The organism is Chryseobacterium sp. BGARF1, assembly GCF_001677955.1.
GTDB lineage: Bacteria > Bacteroidota > Bacteroidia > Flavobacteriales > Weeksellaceae > Chryseobacterium.
In genome coordinates this window covers 21110-43245 of the sequence record NZ_LELA01000034.1, presented here as the reverse complement: position 1 = coordinate 43245, position 22136 = coordinate 21110, and the positions used below count along the sequence as shown (strand labels likewise).

Here is a 22136-nt window from a genome sequence, read left to right as displayed (position 1 = left end):
CCTCTAAATTTTTTAGAGGTATTTTTATGGAGTGAAAATTCAAACTTTATTGATGTTTTTTTAAGTCAATAACTTTATTACTTTATAAAATTATATACATGGAATTTAAAAATCTTGAACTTGTTGATGTAGAAGAGCTTTTATCAGTATTTAATACTTCTTTTTCTGACTACGTGGTTCCTTTTCATTTGTCATTAGAGCAATTAGAATTAAAAATAGCATTAGAGAAAATCGATTTGAATTTGTCTGTCGGTGTTTTTGAATCTAATAAGCTACAGGGATTTATCCTTCAAGCCTGGAAAGAAGAAAACGGGCAACATATCATTTATAATGCAGGAACTGGAATTAATACGGAATACAGAGGAAAAGGACTTGTCAGAAAAATGTACGATTTCATACTTCCTGTTTTAAAAGAAAAAAATGCAGATGTACTTACTCTTGAGGTCATCGAAAAAAATGATCCTGCCATTAGAGCTTATGAAAATCTAGGCTTTCAAATCGCTAGAAAACTCCTTTGTTTCAACGGAATTATTGAGCTTAAAGAAAAGAATACAGAAGTGTCTATAGAAGAAATGGATAACTTTCAATGGGAAGTATTTCAATCTTTTTGGGATATTACGCCGTCGTGGCAGAATTCTAACGCGATACTTATTGATAGGGAAAAGAGATACAAAATCCTGGGAGCTTACAAAAATCAACAACTTGTAGGATATGCTGTTTACAATCCTATTGCGAGGAAAGTGTCTCAGATTGCTGTTGATAAAAATTACAGAAGACAGGGCATCGGAACAGAACTTTTCAGAATTATTGAAAAATTGAGTGGTGGACAGTCTGTATCTGTTAATAATGTAGATGATGCTTCAGAAAATACTTCAGCTTTCTTAGAAAAAGGAGTTGGACTTAAAAACTGGCTCTCTCAGTTTGAAATGAATAAAGAGATTTAATATACTTTTCATCGTATAAATTTTTATGAGAGAATGGTAGACTGTAACTTTGCAAAAAATTTACTAATGAAGCGAGGAATACAAATTGTACTGCTGTTTTTTTCTTTAATGATCTATGCTCAGAACGCTCCTGTTGATACGGCTCAGATTGTCGTTTCAGACCGAATAAATAACGCAGAAGCAATGCAAAAACCATATGTTATCATGATTTCTGCAGATGGTTTCAGATATGATTATGCTAAAAAATACAATGCCCAGAACCTTTTGAAATATTCAAATGAAGGCATTCAGGCAAAAGCAATGATCCCGAGTTATCCGAGCATTACTTTCCCAAATCACTGGACATTAATTACAGGATTATACCCTTCTCATCACGGTTTAATAGACAATTTTTTCTACGATTATCAACGTAAAGAAGCTTACGCAATGAGCAATCGCCAGAACGCTGAAGACGGAACTTGGTACGGTGGAACTCCGCTTTGGAGTTTGGCAGAAAAACAAGGAACAATCAGTGCTTCTTTGCAATGGGTAGGTTCTGCAAGTGATGCAGGTGGAATGAGGCCAACGTATTATTATCCCTATCACGAAAAATTTACGCCTTCAGAAAAAGTGGATAAAGTAATTAATTGGCTGAAACTTCCTGAAGATAAAAGACCACACTTTATTTCATTATACTTTCCGGAAGTTGACGGTGCGGGACATCGTTTTGGTCCCGATACAAAAGAGACAGAAGTGGCTGTTCATTTAGTTGATCATGCGATAGGGGAGTTGGTTCAGAAAGTCAATCAATTAGGCTTAAAAAATGTCAATTTTATCTTCGTTTCCGATCATGGAATGATAAAAGTTGATGGCGGAAATCCACTTGAAATCCCTCAAATACTTTTTGATAAAAACAGATTCGATTATTATAATTCTCAGACTTTATTAAGAGTTTATGTGAAAAATCCTGATGAGGTAAAAAGTGTTTATAAAGAATTAAAAGCCAATAAAACTGATGATTATGAAGTTTATCTGGATAAAAAATTGCCTAAATATTTGCACTTCGCTACAAAAGATGACCGATACAATAGAATAGGGCAAATTTTACTCATTCCAAAAGCACCAAAAATATTTTTAGAAAGAGATAAAAGAACTTCGGTAGGGAAACACGGTTACAACCCGAAAATCGTCCCTGAAATGAAAGCCACATTCTTCGCTTGGGGATCTAATTTTAATAACAACTTAGAAATTGATGAATTTGAAAACATCAATGTTTATCCTTTGGTTGCTGAAATTTTAGGTTTAAAAATCATACAGCCCATTGATGGAAAATTGAAGGTTTTAAAAGAAACATTAAAGAAATAAAATTGAAGTCCTGAAAGGACGACTTATCAAAGGATAGGGTAAAACCCTATCAAAAAACAATTACAATAAATTTTCGGCGAACCAAAGGCTCGCCGAAAATTTTAAATTAACCAAAAGAAATTAAGCATTAAATTTTTCAGCAAATTCCTTTGCAAATTCTTCTAATTTAATCTCTCCACCAACAACAGAACCATGCTCAATAAAATCTTTTTGTACAACACCCGTTCTGATTCCTCTTCCCATTTCGGTATATAACTCAGCCATTTCCTGAGGAAGTCCGGCTTGAAGCATTCCGTTTAAAGAATCTTCATCTTTAAATTCAATCCAAGGAAGGTCGGGTTTACCGATGGCGTTTCCAAAAACTTGAGCGAATTCAGAAGCTTTACGCTCATCACTTACAATATATTTTACATTTTTACCTTCAAAGTTCTTAACCAATTCTTCAGCTGCTGCTTTGGCGATATCAATAGGGTGAACTAACGGAACTTTCACATCCTGAGGGAAATTAGCTCCGATAATTCCTGCGTTTTTAATCAAAGGGATATCATTAAAGAAGTTCAAATAAAAATATCCGGCTCTTAAAAATGTAACAGAAGTATTGTCCAGTTCATTGTAGAATTTTTCGATAAAGTGTAACCCTTTAATCGGTCCGTTTTCCACAGGTGACTCAGCACCGATACTGCTTAACATGACAACTCTCTTTATTCCGGTTTGTTTAATAGCTTCAACATAATTTTTTCCAGCATTAATGGTATTTTCAACAATATTAACCCCACCCATATTCGGAGGAGTCATTAAAAATGCAGCATCTGCTCCTTCAAAAGTTTTAACTAAAAAATCTAAATCTGCAATAGAACCGATTGCTGCTTTTGCGCCTAAAGCTTCTATTTCGTCTTTCTTAGTTTCGTTACTGCTGATTACAGTAATATCATGACCTTCTGAAATTAATTGTTGTGCAAGTGGTTTCGCTACATTTCCTAATGAACCTGTGATGATTATTTTCATAATAAATATTTTTTTATTTCTGAGAACAAAGTTATATTTGTACATACTTTTATACAAGTACTTACCCTAAAGTATGTATTATGGCAGCTATTAAAGAAAGTTCTACTATTCAGCAGAATAAAAAAATTGCATTAGATCTTTGTCCGGTAACCTATGTGATGGAAAAGATTGGAGGCTATTGGAAACCAATTATTTTATATCATCTTTCAACAAGTGATAAAAGATACAGCGAACTGAAACGAGCAATTCCTGCGGTTACAGAAAAAATGCTGATTCAGCATTTAAAGCAACTCGAAAACGACGGATTAGTGATCAGAACGGCAAAACCTGTTGTTCCGCCACACGTTACCTACAATTTAAGCCAATCCGGAAAAGGGTTAATTCCCGTTATTCAAGCAATGGCAGAATGGGCTTTCAAAGAAATGGAAGGTGAATACAAATAAAATTTCCCTTCTCTGAAGGAATGGATTTTTGCATAAGCAAAAAGACGGGTAGCTAAATTTTTCTATTTAAAACTAACAAAGTCAATTATCCTCATAAAACAAAAAGAGACTCTCCAAAAATGAAGAGTCTCTTTTATAATTAAATTTGATATTATAAAGACTGCATATCAATCACAAAACGGTATCTCACATCGCTTTTCAGCATTCTTTCGTACGCTTCGTTGATGTCTTGCATTTTGATGATTTCAATTTCAGATACAATATTATGTTCGCCACAGAAATCAAGCATTTCCTGAGTTTCGGCAATACCTCCGATCACAGATCCTGCAACAGATTTTCTTCCCATGATCATTGGCGGAGTAAACAAGCTGTCTTCCATTTTACCGATAAATCCTACCAAAACATGAGTTCCGTTAATCGTTAAAGTGGTAATGTAAGGATTTACATCATGATCGTAAGGTACAGTGTCGATAATTAAATCAAACTTTCCTTTTACAGAATTCATCTGCTCTTCATCAGTCGAAATAATGACGTGATCTGCGCCTAGTTTTTTAGCATCTTCAGTTTTTCCCGGAGTTCTTGAAAATAAAGTTACCTCTGCTCCTAAACCTTTCGCAAGCTTAATTGCCATATGTCCCAATCCGCCTAAACCAACAACGGCAACTTTAGAATCAGAACCAACATTCCAGTGTTTTAATGGTGACCATGTTGTGATACCTGCACAAAGCAAAGGTGCAACTGCAGCCAGATCTAGATTTGCCGGGATTTTTAAAACGTGACCTGCGTCCACAACTACTTTCTGAGAATATCCTCCAAAAGTATGGCCTCCCAAATGCTTGTCATTTCCATTATAAGTTCCTGTAAATCCGTTTTCACAATATTGTTCCAAATCATGTTTACAGCTGTTACAATGTCCGCAAGAATCTACGATACAGCCAACTCCTGCAAGATCGCCAACTTTGAATTTAGAAACTTCACTTCCTACTTTTGTAATTTTTCCGATAATTTCATGTCCGGGAACAGAAGGGTATTTCGATCCTCCCCAATCGTTTCTTGCGGTGTGAAGATCAGAGTGGCAAACTCCGCAGTACAAAATTTCAATTTCTACATCTTTTGATGTTGTCTCTCTTCTTTCGATGCTCATTTCTGCTAAATCTGCAGTTTTAGATTCTGCTCCAAAAGCTTTTACGGTGAATGTGTCCATATTTTTTAATTTAGTTTGATTATACTATTTCTATTTTTTCTAAACTGATTACCTTCAATCAGTCATAATTTGAGATGTTCGTGTTCTTTGCTGAGTGAAATCGAAGATTCGACGAAGTCAAACGCCTTTGCGAACGAAAAATATTTTCAAACATTTAAAAAAACTTTGCGCTCTTTGCGTTAAAATCAAATATCATAATTTAAAGAACAGATCATCAATTTTCTGATACAAAAGTCGATACTTTAAATGTAAAAATACTTATATAAATTACAGAATCATTTACCAATTTTACTTACACCCAATATTGTAGGTCGGAAATTGGTAATTTTGAATTAAAATTAAAAATTTACTTCATGGAAAATCAGCAAGTTGAAATATACAACAGCGTTTCAGAATACAATAAAATGCTGAAGCACGAAACATTGCACCCGATGGTAAGTGTGGTAGATTTTTCTAAATCTGATCCTATTTGTCAGCATATAAGACAGTTTGGTTTTTATACCGTTTTTCTGAAAGATGTAATGTGTGGTGATATGCAATACGGAAAGCACAGCTATGATTATCAGGAAGGAACTCTGGTTTTCATCGCTCCTGGCCAGACTTACGGAATTTACAATGCAGGAACTTATATTCAGCCTGCCGGTTTTGCCTTAATTTTTCATCCCGATTTATTGAAAGGAACCAACTTGGGAAGAAATATCCGAGACTACAATTTCTTTTCTTACGATGTTCATGAAGCTTTACATCTTTCAGAAAAAGAAAGAGAAATTATTTTAGAATGCTTTAAAAATATAAAATTAGAACTCGAACAGGCGATTGATAAACATAGCAAATCATTGATTGTTAATAATATTGAATTATTTCTGAATTATTGCATGCGTTTTTACGATCGTCAGTTTATTACACGAGACCACGTTAATCAGAATTTTATAGGTAAGTTTGAGAGATCTTTAGATGATTATTTAAGGTCTGATAAACCTAAAGATCTGGGATTTCCGATGGTCAATTATTTCGCAGAACAGCTTGATCTTTCAGCGAATTATTTTGGTGATCTGATCAAAAAAGAAATTGGAATTTCTGCTCAGGAATTTATCCATAATAAACTAATTGATGTGGCGAAAGAACAGATCTTTGAAGCTTCAAGATCGATCAGCCAAATTTCTTACGATCTTGGTTTTAAATATCCACAGCATTTTACAAGATTGTTCAAAAGTAAAGTCGGCGTTTCTCCAAGCGAGTTTAAATCTCTGAATTAATTTTAAATATAAAAAACAAAATTTGTAAATTGTATTCATAAATAAACTTAAAGTTTATGTCTGAAGCCAATGACTGCAAATAATCATATTCATATTTTTCAGACTCCTTTCGGAAGAATTACAGCTTTCAGAGAAAACGGAATTTTAAAAGCTAAAAATATCCGGTATGCATATTCTGAAAGATTTAAAAAACCGATTGCAGTACAGCCATCGCTTGGTGAAATTATGTTTCCTGAGAAAACACCTGCTTGTCCGCAAAATATAAGTCCGCTTTTAGAAAAAATGATTGGTAAGACCAATTTAGATAATTTTGAAGTGGATGAATCACCACAATTTATTTCAGTTGTCAGACCAGAAAATTGTGTGGAAAACGAAAATTTATCTGTCATCGTTTGGATTCATGGTGGCTCTTACGAAATTGGCTGCGGTGATATTCCTACAGCTGATCCTACCGATTGGGTCAAAGAGCAAAATGTTATCGTAGTAACCGTTTCTTATCGCTTAGGGATTTTTGGATTTTTAGGTGGAAACGAAAAAAAACCAGCCAACTTAGGTCTGTTTGATCTGATTGAAGCTCTAAAATGGATCAAAAATAATATAACCTCTTTTGGTGGAGACTCAGAAAATATTACCCTTTTTGGACAGTCTTCAGGTGGAGATTTAATTGCTCATCTTCTTCTTTCTGAGGGAATCGAAAACCTATTCAAAAGAGTGATTATTCACAGTGCTCCTTTAGGTTTAAGGAAAAACCGACAAAAAATGGTTGCCGAATTTTTGAAAAATACTCAGATATTTAATGATAAATCGGATATTTTAGAAATTATTGAGAACTATAAAAATTTTACCCCTTCTTTTTTGAAATATGGGTTAAAAGCAGCAATGCCTTTCGGTACTCAATATGGTTTCCCTCCTTTGTGTAATGAATGGGAAGCCGAAGAAAAATGGAAAGAAAAAGCAAAGAAAATAGATGTTTTAATAGGTTTGAATGATGAAGAAACTTCTTTTTACCTGAAAACTTCAGATACGATCAATAAATATTTTCCTGTAAAAGTTTTAAATAGAGCAATTCGTACGACCACAGAAATTATTTATGGGAAACCGGCAGAAGATTTTGCGAAAGATTTTGCTAGTGCTGATGGAAATATTTATTTGTTTAGAATTTATCCGCGTTTTAGGGTTTCAAATTATTTTTTAGGAGCTCATGCTATTGATCTGCCTTTTATTTTTGGGAATGAATCTGCCTGGAAAAATGCAGGAATTTTAAAAAATATTCCATGGAAATACATGGATGAGAATGGAAAAAAATTAAGAAAACTCTGGACTGAATTTGCCAATACCGGAAAAATATCAGATGATTCTGAGAGACCGGAAATACTAGAAGTTTTTAAAGTTTGAAACTCATTGAAGCTTGCTTAAATATCTCACAAGCAAAGCAAATTCTCATTAAAATATCTGCTTAGTCTCCTAAATCAGCGAGAAAAAACATCATTCTATTTTAAGAAGAAATGATTCAGAATGAGAAGCTTGTCACAATAATTTGTTTTAAACTCAACCTCAATCTTAGCTTTACCTATTTAGAATCATTCAAAATATGATAAAAGTCATAAAAATTTTGTCACGTTCCAAAATCTTTTTAAATTTACACCTAACAAATGTTAGTTAGTTATAGGTATGGATTTTTCAGTTGAATATTTAAAACTCGACCAATTAAGACAGCTACAATCGGAAAGATTGGTGAGTTTGGTGGGGTATCTTGAAGAGAAGTCAGATTTTTATAAAAGAAAATTTGATGAATTAGGAATATCACCACAAGAAATAAGGACAATTGAAGATATTTCAAAACTACCAATCACCTACAAACAAGATTTAAGAGATAATTATCCGTTCGGGTTATTTACCGTTCCAAAGGATGAATTACAAAGAATTCACTGTTCAAGCGGTACAACAGGAAAACCAACGGTTGTAGGATATACAAAAGAAGACGTTGATTTATTCAGTGAAGTTGTAGCAAGATCTTTAAATGCAGCCGGAGCAAAACCTGGTATGCAGTTACATAACGCTTACGGTTACGGAATTTTCACAGGCGGACTTGGACTTCATTACGGAGCAGAAAAATTAGGAATGAGCGTTCTTCCAATTTCTGGAGGAATGACGGCAAGACAGGTCGATTTAATTCTAGATTTCAAGCCTGAAGTGATTTGTTGTTCGCCATCTTACGCATTAACAATTGCTGATGAATTTGCCAAAAGAGGAATCTCGGCAGAGGAAATCAGTTTAAAATATGCCGTTTTAGGTTCAGAACCTTGGACAGAAATTATAAGACATCATATCGAAGAAAGATTGGGCGTTCATGCAACCAACATTTATGGATTAAGTGAAATTATTGGTCCTGGAGTTTCGATGGAAGATTTCGAAGAAAAAGGAGGAGCGTATATTTGGGAAGATCATTTTTACCCTGAAATTTTAGATCCTATTACAAAAGAACCTGTTCCATTTGGGGAAGAAGGGGTTTTGGTAATTACAACGTTGACGAAAAAAGCAATGCCGCTTTTAAGATATTGGACAAATGATATCACCAGTCTTTTTTATGACGAAAACTCTAAAAGAGCAATGGTGAAAATGAAACCTATTCTTGGCAGAGCCGACGATATGTTGATTGTAAGAGGTGTAAATGTATATCCAAGTCAAATCGAAGAAGCGTTTTCTCATGTGGAAGGCGTAGTTCCAAATTATTATTTAACACCGATTGAGAAAGAACAAATGTGTGTGGCGTTGGATATTGATGTTGAAATTGAGGATGAATTAGTCGCTTCAAAAAAATTAAATCAAAATACCGATGATTATACTATTTTTGTCGGAAACTTTGGAAAAAGTATAGAAAACGAAATAAAAAAACGAGTAGGAATCACCACGAAAGTGAAAATTCATGCTCAAGACAGTCTTCCGAAATGCGAAGGTGGAAAAATTAATAGAATACTAAAAACAAAATGAATTCATTTTATAAATTAAAAACAGTTAGAGTTCAGAAAGATACAACAGATGCAGTAAATGTAGCGGTTGAAATTCCTGATGAGCTGAAAGATAAATTCAGATTCAAGCAAGGTCAGTATCTTAACTTTAAAATGACGATTGACGGTAATGAAGAACGTCGTTCATATTCAATCTGTAATGCTCCAAGTGAAAAAAGCAACACGCTGGAAGTTTTGGTAAAGCTTTTAGAAAACGGAAAAGTTTCAGGTTATTTCAACGAACATCTTCATATGGATGAAATTCTTGAAGTAATGCCTCCAATGGGAGGTTTCAATACGTCTTATCACCCGACAAACGTGAAAACTTACGTTGGTTTGGCGGCAGGAAGCGGAATTTCTCCAGTATTATCAAATATTAAAGAAAGTCTTTATCAGGAGCCTAATTCTAATGCATATCTTTTCTATAGCAACAGAAGCATGAGCCAGGTGATGAAAAAGGCTGAGATTGATAAATTGGTGGAAACTTTTAACGGAAGACTGAAAGTTGTTTATTTGGTAAGTCGTGAAGCACATGCAGACCCGATTTTTGAAGGAAGAATTTCTCCTGAAAAACTTGACCACCTTTTTGAAAGATATTCAGATATCGACGTAAAAGAATCAACTTTCTTTATTTGTGGACCTTCAGAAATGATAAAAGGAATCGCAGATTATTTAAAGAAAGATAAAAAAGTACCGGCAATTCAGGTTTTATTTGAATATTTCACTGCTCCTGATGAGGAAAATACGGAGGAAATGAGCGATGAATTCAAAGCGATTGCCAATATCGAAAGTATGGTAACGGTAATCATCGACGATGATGAATATTCGTTCCATTTGAATTCTAAAAAAGAGAGTATCTTAGATAAAGCATTGAAAGACAATCTTCCTGTACCTTTTGCTTGCAAAGGAGGAGTTTGTTGTACGTGTAAAGCCGAAGTTTTGGAAGGTGAAGTCTTCATGGAAAAAAATTATGCGCTTACCGAAGAAGAAGTAGCCAGAGGTTTCGTTCTTACCTGTCAATGTCACCCGACAACGAATGTGGTGATGCTTAATTATGATGTTTAGGATAATTTGAAAATGAGTCAATGTGCTAATTTGAAAATGCCATGATTGTGTTTTAATTTTCAAATTGCCTAATTCTCAAATTTTCAAATTAATTAATTTTCAAATTAAAAAAAATGGATTTAGAAAAATTTGTACAATACGTACACGACGAAAATAAAGTGGAACCAAAAGATGTAATGCCCGATGATTACAGAAAACTATTGGTTCGTCAGATTTCACAGCATGCACATTCTGAAATTGTAGGAATGTTGCCGGAAGCCAACTGGATTTCCAGAGCTCCTTCATTAAGAAGAAAAATGGCTCTTTTAGCTAAAGTTCAGGATGAAGCAGGTCACGGTTTATACTTGTATTCTGCAACTGAAACTTTAGGAAACGGAACCATCAGAGCTGATAGAGACGCTACTTACGACGATATGTTGGAAGGAAAAGCAAAATATTCAAGTATATTCAATTATCCTACGTTGAGTTGGGCAGATATCGGTGCAATCGGTTGGTTGGTTGATGGAGCTGCGATTATGAACCAGGTAATGTTGATGGGGAATTCTTATGGCCCTTATTCAAGAGCAATGGTGAAAATCTGTAAAGAGGAATCTTTCCACCAAAGACAAGGTTATGAGATTTTAATGGCACTTTGCCGTGGAACAAAACAGCAGAAAGAAATGGCTCAGGCTTCGTTAAACCGTTTCTGGTGGCCAGCTTTAATGATGTTTGGACCGAATGATGACAGCTCACCAAACTCTAAAATCTCTATGAATTACAGAGTGAAAAGAGAAAGTAACGACAGTCTTCGTCAGAGATTTATCGACGTTACCGTTTCTCAGGCTGAATTCTTAGGATTAACAGTTCCGGATAAAGATTTAAAATGGAACGAGGAAAGACAACATTACGATTTCGGAGAACTTCCTTGGGATGAGTTCATGGAGATTTTAAAAGGAAACGGACCTTGTAATAAGAAAAGATTACAGACAAAAGTAAAAGCACAGCAAGAAAACCTATGGGTAAAAGAAGCGGCGATAGCTTTTGCAGAAAAACAACAAAAAGAAGTAATATAATTTGAAAATGTGCTAATTTGAAAATTTGACAATGACCTTAACCACGTTATTTATGCTCAAATTTTCAATGAACACGATTTATCAATTTTCAAATTAACCAATTTTCAAATTTTCAAATTAATTATGGCAAATTTAGATATGTGGGAAGTGTTTATTCAGACTAAACCGGGATTATCTCACAAACACGTTGGAATTGTACAGGCTCCAACAGCAGAAATGGCTTTGCAGAATGCAAGAGACGTTTATACAAGAAGAAAAGAAGGAACTTCTGTTTGGGTTGTTCCAAGTAAATATATCGTGACTTCAGAAGGAATTGATAAAGAAGCTTTCTTTGATCCGGCTGATGACAAATTGTACCGTCACCCGACGTTCTACGATATTCCAAATGATGTAAAAAATATGTAGATTAATAATTTGAAAATGTGCTAATTTGAAAATTTGGTAATGACCTTAACGACGTTAATTATTCTCAAAATTTCAATTAATACAATCAATCAATTTTCAATTTTCAAATTAACTAATTCTCAAATTTTCAAATTAAAAAATAATGAACCCATTATATAATTATTTATTAAAACTAGCGGACGACAGTTTCATTATGGGACAGCGTTTGTCTGCATGGTGCGGTGAAGGTCCTTATTTAGAGGAAGATATTGCATTAACGAACATTGCGTTGGATGAACTTGGTCAGGCAAATAACTTTTACGTGTATGCTTCAAGAGTGATAGATAACGGAAAAAGTGAAGATGATTTGGCTTTCCTAAGATACGAACACGAATATGTAAATGCGCACTGGACAGAACTTCCAAACGAAGATTATGCTCAGACGATTTTAAAAGTTTACGTTTTTTCGGTGTATCAAAAATTGATGTACGAAGCATTATCAAATTCTGCGAATGAAGAGCTTTCTGCCCTTGCTCAGAAATCATTAAAAGAAGTAAGATATCATTATACGCATGCTGCTTCATGGATGAAAATCTTTGCTCAAGGAACAGAAGAAAGTAAAGCCCGTTTGGTAAAATCTATAGAAAATATTTGGGAGTATACCAAAGGTTTATTTGCAAAAACAGAAGGAGAAGATGATTTGGTAGCTTTAAATATTGCTCCGAATACAGATGCTCTTTACGAAGATTTTCTTGCCATTACACAAAAAGATTTTGCAGATTTCGGTTTAGAATATCCTGAAAACCCTTTCATGCAACCAAAATCAAGAACAGGATATCACACAGAATACTTTGGATTTATGCTTTGTGAATTGCAGTATATGCAGAGAGCATATCCTGGATGTACGTGGTAAAAGTCAATGAATTAATTTGAAAATGTGCTAATTTGAAAATTTCGGACTATTCTAAATTTTCAAATTACCCAAATTTTCAAATTTTCAAATTAATAAATGAAAAATCCTTTAGAAATATTAGAACTCGTTCCCGATCCGGAAATTCCGGTAATCAATATTGTGGAATTGGGCATTGTGAGAGAAGCGAAAATTACGAGCGAAAATTCTTGTGAAGTAACCATTACGCCGACTTATTCTGCCTGTCCCGCTATGTTTACCATTGAGGAAGACATCATGAAAATCATGAAAGAAAACGGTTGGGATGCGAAAGTAGTCACCAAAATGTTTCCGATTTGGACGACGGATTGGTTGACAGATGAAGCGAGAGAAAAACTTCGTGTTTACGGAATTTCACCTCCCGAAAAAGGAGCTGACGAACATCACATTGGGAAACCGAAAAAATGTCCACGTTGTGGTTCTATGAATTCAAAACAGATTAGCCGATTCGGGTCTACTTTATGTAAGGCTTCGTATCAATGTTTAGACTGTTTAGAGCCATTTGACTATTTTAAATGTCATTAAATAATTTGAAAATGTGTAAATTTGAGAATGAGCTAATTAATAAAAAATTACTTTAAAAACATTTTCAAATTCTCTAATTTTCAAATTTAAAAATTATAAACTATGTACACACAACTTGATATTGAATCGCATTTTGAAGGGAAGTTAAAAATTGCTTACCTCAATCAGCCAGAAACGATGAATGCGCTCACAAAGCCATCTTTGGGAGATTTAAAAGATTTTATTAAAGAATGTAGTAATGATCCTACGGTAAGATGTGTAGCCATTTCGGGGAGAGGAAGAGCATTTTGTTCTGGTCAGAACTTAGATGATGCATTTGTTCAAGGTAGCGAGCATCATGATAACGATATTATCAGAAGAATTGTAACAGATTATTACAATCCTTTGGTACTTGAGATTACACGTTGTAAAAAACCGGTTGTGGCTTTGGTAAATGGTCCGGCTGTAGGAGCAGGAGCAATGTTAGCCTTAATTTGTGACTTCGTTTTAGCAAGTAATAAAGCGTATTTCTCTCAGGCATTTTCAAATATTGGATTAATTCCTGATACAGGAGGAACCTATTTCTTGCCTAAATTATTGGGAAGACAATTGGCAAATTATTTAGCATTTACAGGAAAAAAATTATCTGCTGAAGAATCAAAATCTTATGGTTTGGTAGCTGAGGTTTTCACTGAAGAAGAATTCAACTCAAAATCAATGGAAATTTTGGAGAAAGTATCCAATATGCCGACTGTTGGTTTAAAATTAACCAAAAAAGCATTCGCCAATTCTTACGATAACACATTGAAAGAACAATTGGAACTGGAAGGCGATTTACAGCAGGAAGCTGCAGAAACAGAAGACTTCAAAGAAGGAGTACAAGCCTTTTTAGAAAAAAGAAAACCTAATTATAAAGGAAGATAATCAATTTGAAAATGAATTAATTTGAGAATTTGAAAATGAGAAATGACAAAGAAAATATTATTGTAAATAAGACTTTCGACTTTGCATTGAACATCATTGAATTTTCGGAAGATTTATATGAGGCTAAAAGATTTCCTTTAGCAAATCAGATTTTTAAATCAGGAACTTCGATTGGAGCAAATGTGAGAGAAGCTCAAAATGCAGAAAGTAAGGCAGATTTTATTCATAAATTAAAAATCGCTGCGAAAGAAGCTGATGAAACGGAATATTGGCTTTTACTGTGTTTAAAATCTCCACATCTCAAATCTCCAAACGAAAAATTAATTTCCGATTTAAAAGAGATATTATTAATTCTGTCTAAAATTATTTCAAGTTCCAAACTTAAATAATTTTCAAATTAGCTCATTTTCAAATTTTCAAATTTAAAATATGAACGTAGGAATTATCGGTGCCGGAACGATGGGGATCGGCATCGCACAAGTAGCCGCAACGAACGGATGCAAAGTTTGGGTCTATGACGCCAATGCAAAACAAGTAGAAACGGCAACTGTAGGTTTGGAAAAAACATTGACCAAATTGGTTGATAAACAAAAAATTTCGGCAGAGAAAATGACTGAAATTTTAGCGAATATTTCCATTGCTACAGAATTGAAAGACTTCAAAGATTGCGAATTAGTGATCGAAGCGATTATCGAGAACAAAGAAATTAAAACCAAAGTTTTCACAGAATTAGAGAAACATGTTTCAGAAAGCTGTGTAATTGGTTCCAACACATCATCTATTTCCATCACCTCTCTCGGTGCAGAACTACAAAAACCGGAGCGTTTCATCGGGATTCACTTTTTCAATCCAGCTCCTTTAATGCCTTTAGTTGAGGTTATTCCATCTTTATTAACAGAAAAATCTTTGGCGGAAAAAATCTATAATCTGATGAAAGATTGGGGGAAAACTCCGGTTATTGCTAAAGATATTCCAGGATTTATCGTGAATAGAATTGCCCGCCCTTACTATGGGGAAGGTTTGAGGATTGTTGAAGAAAATATAGCAACGATAGAACAAGTTGATGATGCCATGAAAACAATCGGAAACTTCAAAATGGGACCTTTTGAATTAATGGATCTAATTGGCGTTGATGTCAATTTCTCTGTAACCAAAACAGTTTACAACGAGTATTTCTACGACCCGAAATACAAACCATCTCTTCTTCAACAAAGAATGTCTGAAGCAAAACTTCACGGCAGAAAAACAGGAAAAGGTTTTTATGATTATGCTGAAGGAGCAGAAAAGCCTACTGCCCAAAAAGATGATGCTCTTTATCAACAAATTTTCTTGAGAATTATCTCTATGTTGATTAATGAAGCGGTTGAAGCAAAAAGATTAGGTGTTGCGAATGATGAAGATTTAGAATTGGCAATGCAGAAAGGTGTAAATTATCCAAAAGGATTATTGGCTTGGGGAAAAGAGATTGGATATGCAAAAATCTCAGAGACTCTACAAAGTCTTTACGAAGAATATCAGGAAGAAAGATACAGACAAAGCCCGTTACTACGCAAATTGAATTAGACAATTTGAAAATGTGCTAATTTGAAAATGAATGATAGTAGTTTTCATTTTCAAATTCTCAAATTAATTAAATTTTCAAATTAATATTATGGATATAGATGGATTTCGAGCTGAGTTAGAAACAAGGCTTCTCATTGAAAAAGAATATTTAATTCAGGAACTTTCTTCGATAAAGGATGATAAGGAAAAGCTTGATTTGTTAGGAAGATTTAATGAAAAATATAAAGAGCTGATTAAAAGAATCGCCAATGAAGACGGTATCGATTTAAGTGCTTCTTATCCAACAGAAAATTCATCAAATTCAGAAAATCTTTCGTACGAACAGATAATTCTTGGCAAAACCATGAGCGTTTACGACAAATTGGCTGATGAATTATATGAAAAATTAACAAGTAAATATTAAAAATGAATCCAAGACAGGTTGTAGATTATATGATGGAGAAGGATTATTTCTCCCAATTTTTAGGAATTAAAATCATTGATATTAAAGAAAATTATGCTTTAATTGAAATGCAGATTACCAAACAAATGCTTAATGGATTGGGAACTGTTCATGGTGGAGTAACCTTTGCTTTTGCAGATTCAGCATTTGCTTTTTCCTCAAATAATGACGGAAATGCAGCAGTGGCTTTAAGTGTAACCATCAATTTTACCAAAGCGGGGAGAGAAGGTGATATTTTCAGAGCCGAAAGTATTTTGGTAAATAACACCAGAAAAACGGCAATCTACGATATTAGCATCACCAATCAGAACAAAGAATTGGTTGCAAAATTTGTGGGGACAGTCTATAAAATCGGAAAAAAAGTAACAGAACTATAAATTTGAAAATTTGGAAATGAGGCAATTTGAAAATTATTTTTAATGCTTTATTTCATTTTCAAATTCTCAAATTAACACATTTTCAAATTAAATAAAATGAATAACGTATACATCATAGATTACATCAGAACTCCTATTTCAAAACTAAGTGGAGGTCTTTCAGAAGTTAGAGCCGATGATTTGGCAGCAATCGTTCTTAAAGAAATTGTTTCAAGAAACCCTGACGTTCCTGTTGAGGAAATTGAGGACGTTATTTTCGGATGCGCCAATCAAGCCGGTGAAGATAACAGAAACGTAGCAAGGATGGGACTTTTATTAGCTGGTCTTCCTTACAAAATCGGAGGTGAAACAGTAAACAGATTGTGCGCTTCAGGAATGTCTGCAGTTGCCAATGCTTTCCGTTCGATTGCTTCTGGAGAAGGTGAAATTTATATTGCAGGTGGAGTAGAGCACATGACACGTTCACCTTATGTGATGTCAAAACCTAGTACTGCTTTTGGTAGAGATAGTCAGATGTTTGATACCACTTTCGGATGGAGATTTGTCAATCCTAAAATGAAGGAAATGTATGGCGTAGATGCGATGGGCGACACTGCTGAAAATTTAGCAGAAATGCATAACATCAGCCGTGAAGACCAGGACAAATTTGCGCTTTGGTCTCAACAAAAAGCGACTAAAGCTCAGGAAAGCGGAAGATTGGCGGAAGAAATTGTGAAAGTTGAAATTCCTCAAAGAAAAGGAGAACCAAAAATTTTTAATACTGACGAGTTTATTAAGCCAACTTCTTCAATGGAAGGTTTAGGAAAACTGCGTCCGGCTTTTAGAAAAGAAGGAACGGTAACAGCCGGAAATGCTTCTGGAATGAACGACGGAGCTGCTGCTTTAATTCTTGCAAGTGAAGAAGCCGTGAAAAAATATGGTTTAAAACCAAAAGCTAAGATTTTAGGTTCATCTGTTGCTGGTGTTGAACCAAGAATCATGGGAATCGGTCCTGTTGAAGCCACTCAGAAATTATTAAAAAGACTGAATCTTTCATTAGACGATATGGACATCATTGAGTTAAACGAAGCGTTTGCAGCTCAATCTTTAGCAGTGACAAGAAGTTTAGGTTTAAAAGATAACGATTCAAGAATCAATCCGAATGGAGGAGCGATTGCAATTGGTCATCCACTGGGAGTTTCCGGAGCAAGAATCGTTGGTTCTGCTGCTATGGAACTTCAAAAACAAGATAAAAAATATGCATTATGTACCCTTTGTATCGGTGTCGGACAGGGTTATGCAATGGTAATAGAAAGAGTTTAATTTGAAAATGTGCTAATTTGAGAATTTGAAAATGTTATTTAGAATGCATAGTCAATTTTCAGATTAGCTCGTTAAATTTAAAGTTTAGCCTTGGCTGAATGAAATCAAAGATTCGACGAAGTCAAACGCCTTTGCGAACGAAAAATATGCATGAAAATTTTCAAAAAAACTTTGCAGACTTTGCGTTAAAAATAATTTTCAAATTAACTCATTCTCAAATTTTCAAATTAAAACTATGAACATTTACTCATATCACGGCATTCGCCCCATCATCAAACCTTCTGCATACGTTCATCCACAAGCGGTGATTATCGGAAATGTAGAGATCGGTGAAGAAGTTTATATCGGTCCCAATGCGGTTATTCGTGGGGATTGGGGGAAAATTATCATTAAAGACGGTGCAAATGTTCAGGAAAACTGCACGCTTCACGTTTTTCCGGGTATTGAAACAATCTTGGAAGAATCTGCACACATCGGTCACGGTGCGATTATTCATTCCGGACATATCGGAAGAAACTGTTTGGTTGGAATGAATGCTGTCGTAATGGATAAAGCGGTTATCGGTGATGAATGTATTATCGGTGCTTTGGCTTTTGTTCCTGCAAACTTCAAATGTGATGCACGAAAATTAATCGTTGGAAGTCCTGCGAAAATTATCCGTGATGTTTCTGATGAGATGATTAAATGGAAAACAGAAGGAACAAAACTATATCAGGAATTGGCAAGAGAAGGAAAAGATGCGATTTTACCTTGTGAACCTTTTACAGAATATATTCAACAGATTCCAACAAAAATTGTTGATTACAGTATTTGGGATGATGTGAAATAACCCACTTTAAATTTAAATATGTTAAAAAAACTTCTCATTTTCTGCAGTATTCTGCTTGCATTTCAATCTCTGATCTTCGCTCAGACTAAAAATGTAAAACCATTGACTATTGGAGAAATTAGAACCATAAAGTCTAAGATTTTAAATGAAGATAGAGTTCTGAACATTTATCTTCCGCAAAATTTCGACAAAACAAAATCTTACCCAATCATCTATCTTCTGGATGGAAGTATGAACGAAGATTTCATTCACGTTACAGGATTGATTCAATTCTTTAATCAAATGTATTCGATGCCGGAAACTATCGTGGTGGGAATTGCGAATATTGACCGAAAGAAAGATTTTACTTTTCATACGGATTTAAAAGATTTACAGAAAGATTATCCTACAACAGGACATTCTGATAAATTCATTAGTTTTCTTGAAAAGGAATTAAAACCTTATATCGAAAGTCAGTTTAAGACAACTGATAAATATTTATTCGGACAATCGCTGGGTGGACTTTTAGCAACGGAAATTTTGTTGAAAAAGCCAGAAATGTTTAATAATTATTTTATCATCAGTCCGAGTTTATGGTGGGATGATCAAAGTCTCTTGAAACAGGCTCCTCAATTGTTAGCTAAAATTCCAGATACTAAAAAATTCGTTTATGTTTCTGTTGGAAAAGGGGAACACCCGGTAATGGTAAAAGATGCTGAAGCTTTCTACGATGTTCTGAAAAAATCAAACAAGAAAAACTGGACGGTAGAATATAAAATGATGGAAACAGACAATCACGCAACCATTCTTCACAGAAGTTTGTATGAAGGTTTGGTGAAATTGTTTCCGTATCAAGAACCAAAATAAATGTAACAATATACCAATGTAAAAATCTAACAATTACATAATGTCATACTGAGATTTTCGAATCATCTGATTGGTAAACTGCTAGATTGATACATCGTTAAATTAAAATATAAAATATTTTATGGAAAAATTAAAAAACTATATCTACGGCGAATGGGTCGAAGGAAATGGAAACGGAATTCCTTTGTACAACGCTGTGACAGGAGAGCAGGTTGCCATTTCTGATACAGAAGGTCTGAATTTTGAGCAAGCTCTCGATTATGGAAGAACAGTAGGTTACAAAAACCTTTCATCCATGACGTTCTACGATCGTGGAGAAATGTTGAAAAAAGTGGCGCTTTACCTTTTAGAAAGAAAGAAAAAATATTACGAATTATCATATAAAACAGGAGCAACACACGCAGATTCTTGGGTAGATATCGAAGGTGGTTTTGGTACTTTCTTCACCTATTCAGGTTTGGCAAAGAGAATGCTTCCGAATACTCCTTTTTGGGTAGATGGTGAAACTCAGAAAATTTCTGCGAACGGAACTTTCTTGGGAGCTCACATTTTAACGCCGAGTGAAGGGGTTTCTGTACAGATAAACGCTTATAACTTTCCGGTTTGGGGAATGTTAGAAAAGTTATCCACATCTTTATTGGCAGGTGTTCCAAGTATTGTGAAACCTTCGCCATTTGGTTCTTATTTAACGAATGCGGTTTTTCAGGATATGATCGAAAGTGGTGTTCTTCCTGAAGGGGCACTTCAATTGGTTTGTGGTGAACCGGGAAATATTTTAGACTATGTTCAGGACGGAGATTCTGTATTATTTACAGGTTCTGCAAATACAGGTAGAAAATTAAAATCTTTACCTTCTGTAGCTGGAAATGCAGTTCGTTTCAATATGGAAGCCGATTCTTTGAACTGTTCAATTCTTGGTTTGGATGCAAAACCGGGAACTCCTGAATTTGATTTATTCATCAAAGAAGTTCGTACAGAAATGACTACAAAAGCTGGGCAGAAATGTACAGCAATCAGAAGAATTATTGTTCCTGAAAATTTAATTGGTGACGTTCAAAATGCTTTATCAAAAGCTTTAGATCAGACAAAAATAGGAAATCCATTAAGCAGAGAAACAAGAATGGGTTCTTTGGTTGGAAAACAGCAGTATGATGAGGTTTTAAGAAAAGTTGATATTTTAAAAACTGAGAACGAGCTTGTTTACGAAGGAAAACACGAATTGATAGATGCCAACTATGAAAATGGTGCATTTATGAGTCCAAAATTATTCTTAAACGATTCTCCATTCACTAAAAATATTTCTCACGATGTAGAAGCTTTCGGTCCGGTTTCTACATTGATGCCTTACAAAGATGCGGAAGAAGCGGCTGCGTTGGCAAAAAGAGGAAAAGGAAGTTTGGTAGGTTCTATCATTTCTCATGATGAAAAATTTGTTGCCGAAACTTCGTGGAAAATGGCTTCTCAGCACGGTAGAATTTTCGTATTGAACAGAGACAATGCGAAAGAAAGTACAGGTCACGGTTCTCCGCTTCCTACTTTAATGCATGGAGGTCCTGGAAGAGCAGGTGGTGGAGAGGAAATGGGCGGATTGAACGGTCTTCATTTCTTCCTTCAGAAAACAGCAATTCAAGGTTCTCCCGATATTTTGACTGCAATCACAAAGGTTTATCAGCAAGGTGCTGAGAAAAAATATTCTGACAAACATCCTTTCCAGAAATATTTTGAAGATGTTGAGGTTGGAGATTCTTTGGAAACTGCAGGAAGAACAGTTACTGATGCGGATATTGTTAATTTCTCTAATGTTTCTTGGGATCATTTTTATGCACACACGGATGCTACAAGCTTAACGGGAACTATTTTCGATAAAACCGTTGCTCATGGATATTTCATCCTTTCTGCAGCAGCAGGACTATTTGTTTCAGGGAAAAAAGGACCGGTTATTGCGAATTACGGATTAGAAAACTGTTCGTTCTTTAAACCTGTTTATGCAGGAGATACGATTACGGTTTATTTAACGGCAAAAGAAAAGATCAACCGTGGAGTAAAAGGAAGAAATATTCCTTCTGGTGTTGTAAAATGGTTGGTTGAAGTAGTGAACCAAAGAGAAGAGGTAGTTTGCGTAGCGACAATTTTAACTTTAGTGGCTAAACATTCACCTTTTATCGACCTTAAAAATGTTCAGAAAATTGTAAACGGATTATCTGAAAATACTCAGCCAGCTTGGGGGAAAATGTCTCCTCAGCAAATGATCGAGCATTTGGAACATGGCGTTTTGGTAAGTTTAGGTGAACCGGAAGCTGACAAATGTTTCACTCCTGAAGAACAGCTAGAAAAATGGCAAGATTCTCTGTATAATCACAGAAAAATGCCAAAAGATTTCCCTGCACCTTTCTTGGCTGAAGATGGAACTTTATTAGAATTAAAACATAAAAATCTTGATGCTGCAAAACAGTCTTTCTTAGATAATTTAAAGAGATTTTCTATTTACTACAAAGAAAATCCACAGGCTGAACATATGAATTTTGTGTTCGGAAAATTGAATAAAGAAATGTGGGAGCTAATGCATAAGAAACATTTTACACATCATTTTGAGCAGTTTGGATTGATTTAATATTTTAAATTTAACAATAAAACAATTTAACAGTGTAGCAATTTTTGTTACACTGTTTTTTTATAATCTTTTGTTAAAACACAT

Annotated in this window: 22 protein-coding genes; 20 read left to right on the top strand and 2 right to left on the bottom strand. The window is 34.6% G+C overall.

The window, feature by feature from the left end:
• The first annotated feature begins 98 nt into the window (after positions 1-98).
• Positions 99-944 (top strand): GNAT family N-acetyltransferase, encoded by an 846-nt coding sequence (locus tag AB671_RS06370; protein ID WP_066676049.1) that lies wholly within the window; start codon positions 99-101, stop codon positions 942-944.
• Positions 945-1010: 66 nt separating this feature from the next.
• Complete coding sequence (locus AB671_RS06365) at positions 1011-2288, top strand: ectonucleotide pyrophosphatase/phosphodiesterase (RefSeq protein ID WP_066676047.1); 1278 nt, start codon at positions 1011-1013, stop codon at positions 2286-2288.
• A gap of 120 nt (positions 2289-2408) precedes the next feature.
• Here AB671_RS06365 and AB671_RS06360 read toward each other — a convergent pair whose 3' ends face one another.
• On the bottom strand, positions 2409-3293 hold the full coding sequence (locus AB671_RS06360; protein ID WP_066676045.1) for an NAD(P)H-binding protein: 885 nt from the start codon (positions 3291-3293) through the stop codon (positions 2409-2411).
• 80 nt (positions 3294-3373) lie between these two features.
• Here AB671_RS06360 and AB671_RS06355 point away from each other — a divergent pair, with 80 nt between their 5' ends.
• The gene (locus AB671_RS06355; protein ID WP_066676043.1) at positions 3374-3736 is read left to right on the top strand and encodes a winged helix-turn-helix transcriptional regulator; all 363 of its coding nucleotides are present in this window, start codon (positions 3374-3376) and stop codon (positions 3734-3736) included.
• A gap of 151 nt (positions 3737-3887) precedes the next feature.
• On the opposite strand, the gene AB671_RS06350 is transcribed toward AB671_RS06355, so the two are convergent.
• On the bottom strand, positions 3888-4940 hold the full coding sequence (locus tag AB671_RS06350; RefSeq protein WP_066676041.1) for an NAD(P)-dependent alcohol dehydrogenase: 1053 nt from the start codon (positions 4938-4940) through the stop codon (positions 3888-3890).
• Positions 4941-5293: 353 nt separating this feature from the next.
• Between AB671_RS06350 and AB671_RS06345 the strand changes: the two genes are divergently transcribed.
• From AB671_RS06345 to paaZ, 17 genes are all read left to right on the top strand, one after another.
• Positions 5294-6196 (top strand): helix-turn-helix domain-containing protein, encoded by a 903-nt coding sequence (locus AB671_RS06345; RefSeq protein WP_066676039.1) that lies wholly within the window; start codon positions 5294-5296, stop codon positions 6194-6196.
• A 69-nt stretch (positions 6197-6265) separates the two neighbouring features.
• Positions 6266-7591, top strand: a complete 1326-nt coding sequence (locus AB671_RS06340) for a carboxylesterase family protein (protein WP_082987247.1) — start codon at positions 6266-6268, stop codon at positions 7589-7591.
• A 276-nt stretch (positions 7592-7867) separates the two neighbouring features.
• A complete protein-coding gene (locus AB671_RS06335; protein ID WP_066676037.1) occupies positions 7868-9187 on the top strand; it encodes a phenylacetate--CoA ligase family protein in 1320 nt (439 codons plus the stop codon).
• Entirely contained in the window at positions 9184-10269 is a 1086-nt protein-coding gene (locus tag AB671_RS06330; RefSeq protein ID WP_066676035.1) for a 2Fe-2S iron-sulfur cluster-binding protein, read from the top strand. Before AB671_RS06335 ends, AB671_RS06330 begins: the two co-directional genes overlap by 4 nt.
• Positions 10270-10382: 113 nt before the next feature.
• Positions 10383-11321 (top strand): 1,2-phenylacetyl-CoA epoxidase subunit PaaA, encoded by a 939-nt coding sequence (paaA, locus tag AB671_RS06325; protein ID WP_066676033.1) that lies wholly within the window; start codon positions 10383-10385, stop codon positions 11319-11321.
• Between the two features lie 123 nt (positions 11322-11444).
• Positions 11445-11726 (top strand): 1,2-phenylacetyl-CoA epoxidase subunit PaaB, encoded by a 282-nt coding sequence (gene paaB / locus AB671_RS06320; protein ID WP_034679196.1) that lies wholly within the window; start codon positions 11445-11447, stop codon positions 11724-11726.
• A gap of 142 nt (positions 11727-11868) precedes the next feature.
• A complete protein-coding gene (paaC, locus tag AB671_RS06315) occupies positions 11869-12618 on the top strand; it encodes a 1,2-phenylacetyl-CoA epoxidase subunit PaaC (RefSeq protein ID WP_066676032.1) in 750 nt (249 codons plus the stop codon).
• A 96-nt stretch (positions 12619-12714) separates the two neighbouring features.
• Positions 12715-13179 carry a 1,2-phenylacetyl-CoA epoxidase subunit PaaD gene (gene paaD, locus AB671_RS06310; protein WP_066676031.1) on the top strand — a complete coding sequence of 155 codons (465 nt, stop codon included), beginning with the start codon at positions 12715-12717 and terminating at the stop codon, positions 13177-13179.
• A 102-nt stretch (positions 13180-13281) separates the two neighbouring features.
• Positions 13282-14082: an enoyl-CoA hydratase/isomerase family protein gene (locus tag AB671_RS06305; protein WP_066676029.1), complete on the top strand. Its 801-nt coding sequence runs from the start codon at positions 13282-13284 to the stop codon at positions 14080-14082.
• Positions 14083-14117: 35 nt separating this feature from the next.
• Entirely contained in the window at positions 14118-14471 is a 354-nt protein-coding gene (locus tag AB671_RS06300; RefSeq protein ID WP_066676026.1) for a four helix bundle protein, read from the top strand.
• A 40-nt stretch (positions 14472-14511) separates the two neighbouring features.
• Complete coding sequence (locus AB671_RS06295) at positions 14512-15645, top strand: 3-hydroxyacyl-CoA dehydrogenase NAD-binding domain-containing protein (protein ID WP_066676024.1); 1134 nt, start codon at positions 14512-14514, stop codon at positions 15643-15645.
• An 88-nt stretch (positions 15646-15733) separates the two neighbouring features.
• Positions 15734-16048, top strand: a complete 315-nt coding sequence (locus AB671_RS06290; protein ID WP_066676022.1) for a hypothetical protein — start codon at positions 15734-15736, stop codon at positions 16046-16048.
• A 2-nt stretch (positions 16049-16050) separates the two neighbouring features.
• Positions 16051-16464 carry a hydroxyphenylacetyl-CoA thioesterase PaaI gene (gene paaI, locus AB671_RS06285; RefSeq protein WP_066676020.1) on the top strand — a complete coding sequence of 138 codons (414 nt, stop codon included), beginning with the start codon at positions 16051-16053 and terminating at the stop codon, positions 16462-16464.
• Between the two features lie 96 nt (positions 16465-16560).
• A complete protein-coding gene (gene pcaF, locus AB671_RS06280) occupies positions 16561-17766 on the top strand; it encodes a 3-oxoadipyl-CoA thiolase (protein WP_066676018.1) in 1206 nt (401 codons plus the stop codon).
• Positions 17767-18001: 235 nt separating this feature from the next.
• On the top strand, positions 18002-18595 hold the full coding sequence (locus AB671_RS06275; RefSeq protein ID WP_066676016.1) for a transferase hexapeptide repeat family protein: 594 nt from the start codon (positions 18002-18004) through the stop codon (positions 18593-18595).
• Positions 18596-18613: 18 nt separating this feature from the next.
• The gene (locus AB671_RS06270) at positions 18614-19441 is read left to right on the top strand and encodes an alpha/beta hydrolase (protein WP_066676013.1); all 828 of its coding nucleotides are present in this window, start codon (positions 18614-18616) and stop codon (positions 19439-19441) included.
• 121 nt (positions 19442-19562) lie between these two features.
• Positions 19563-22052: a phenylacetic acid degradation bifunctional protein PaaZ gene (paaZ, locus tag AB671_RS06265; RefSeq protein WP_066676011.1), complete on the top strand. Its 2490-nt coding sequence runs from the start codon at positions 19563-19565 to the stop codon at positions 22050-22052.
• Positions 22053-22136 lie beyond the last annotated feature (84 nt).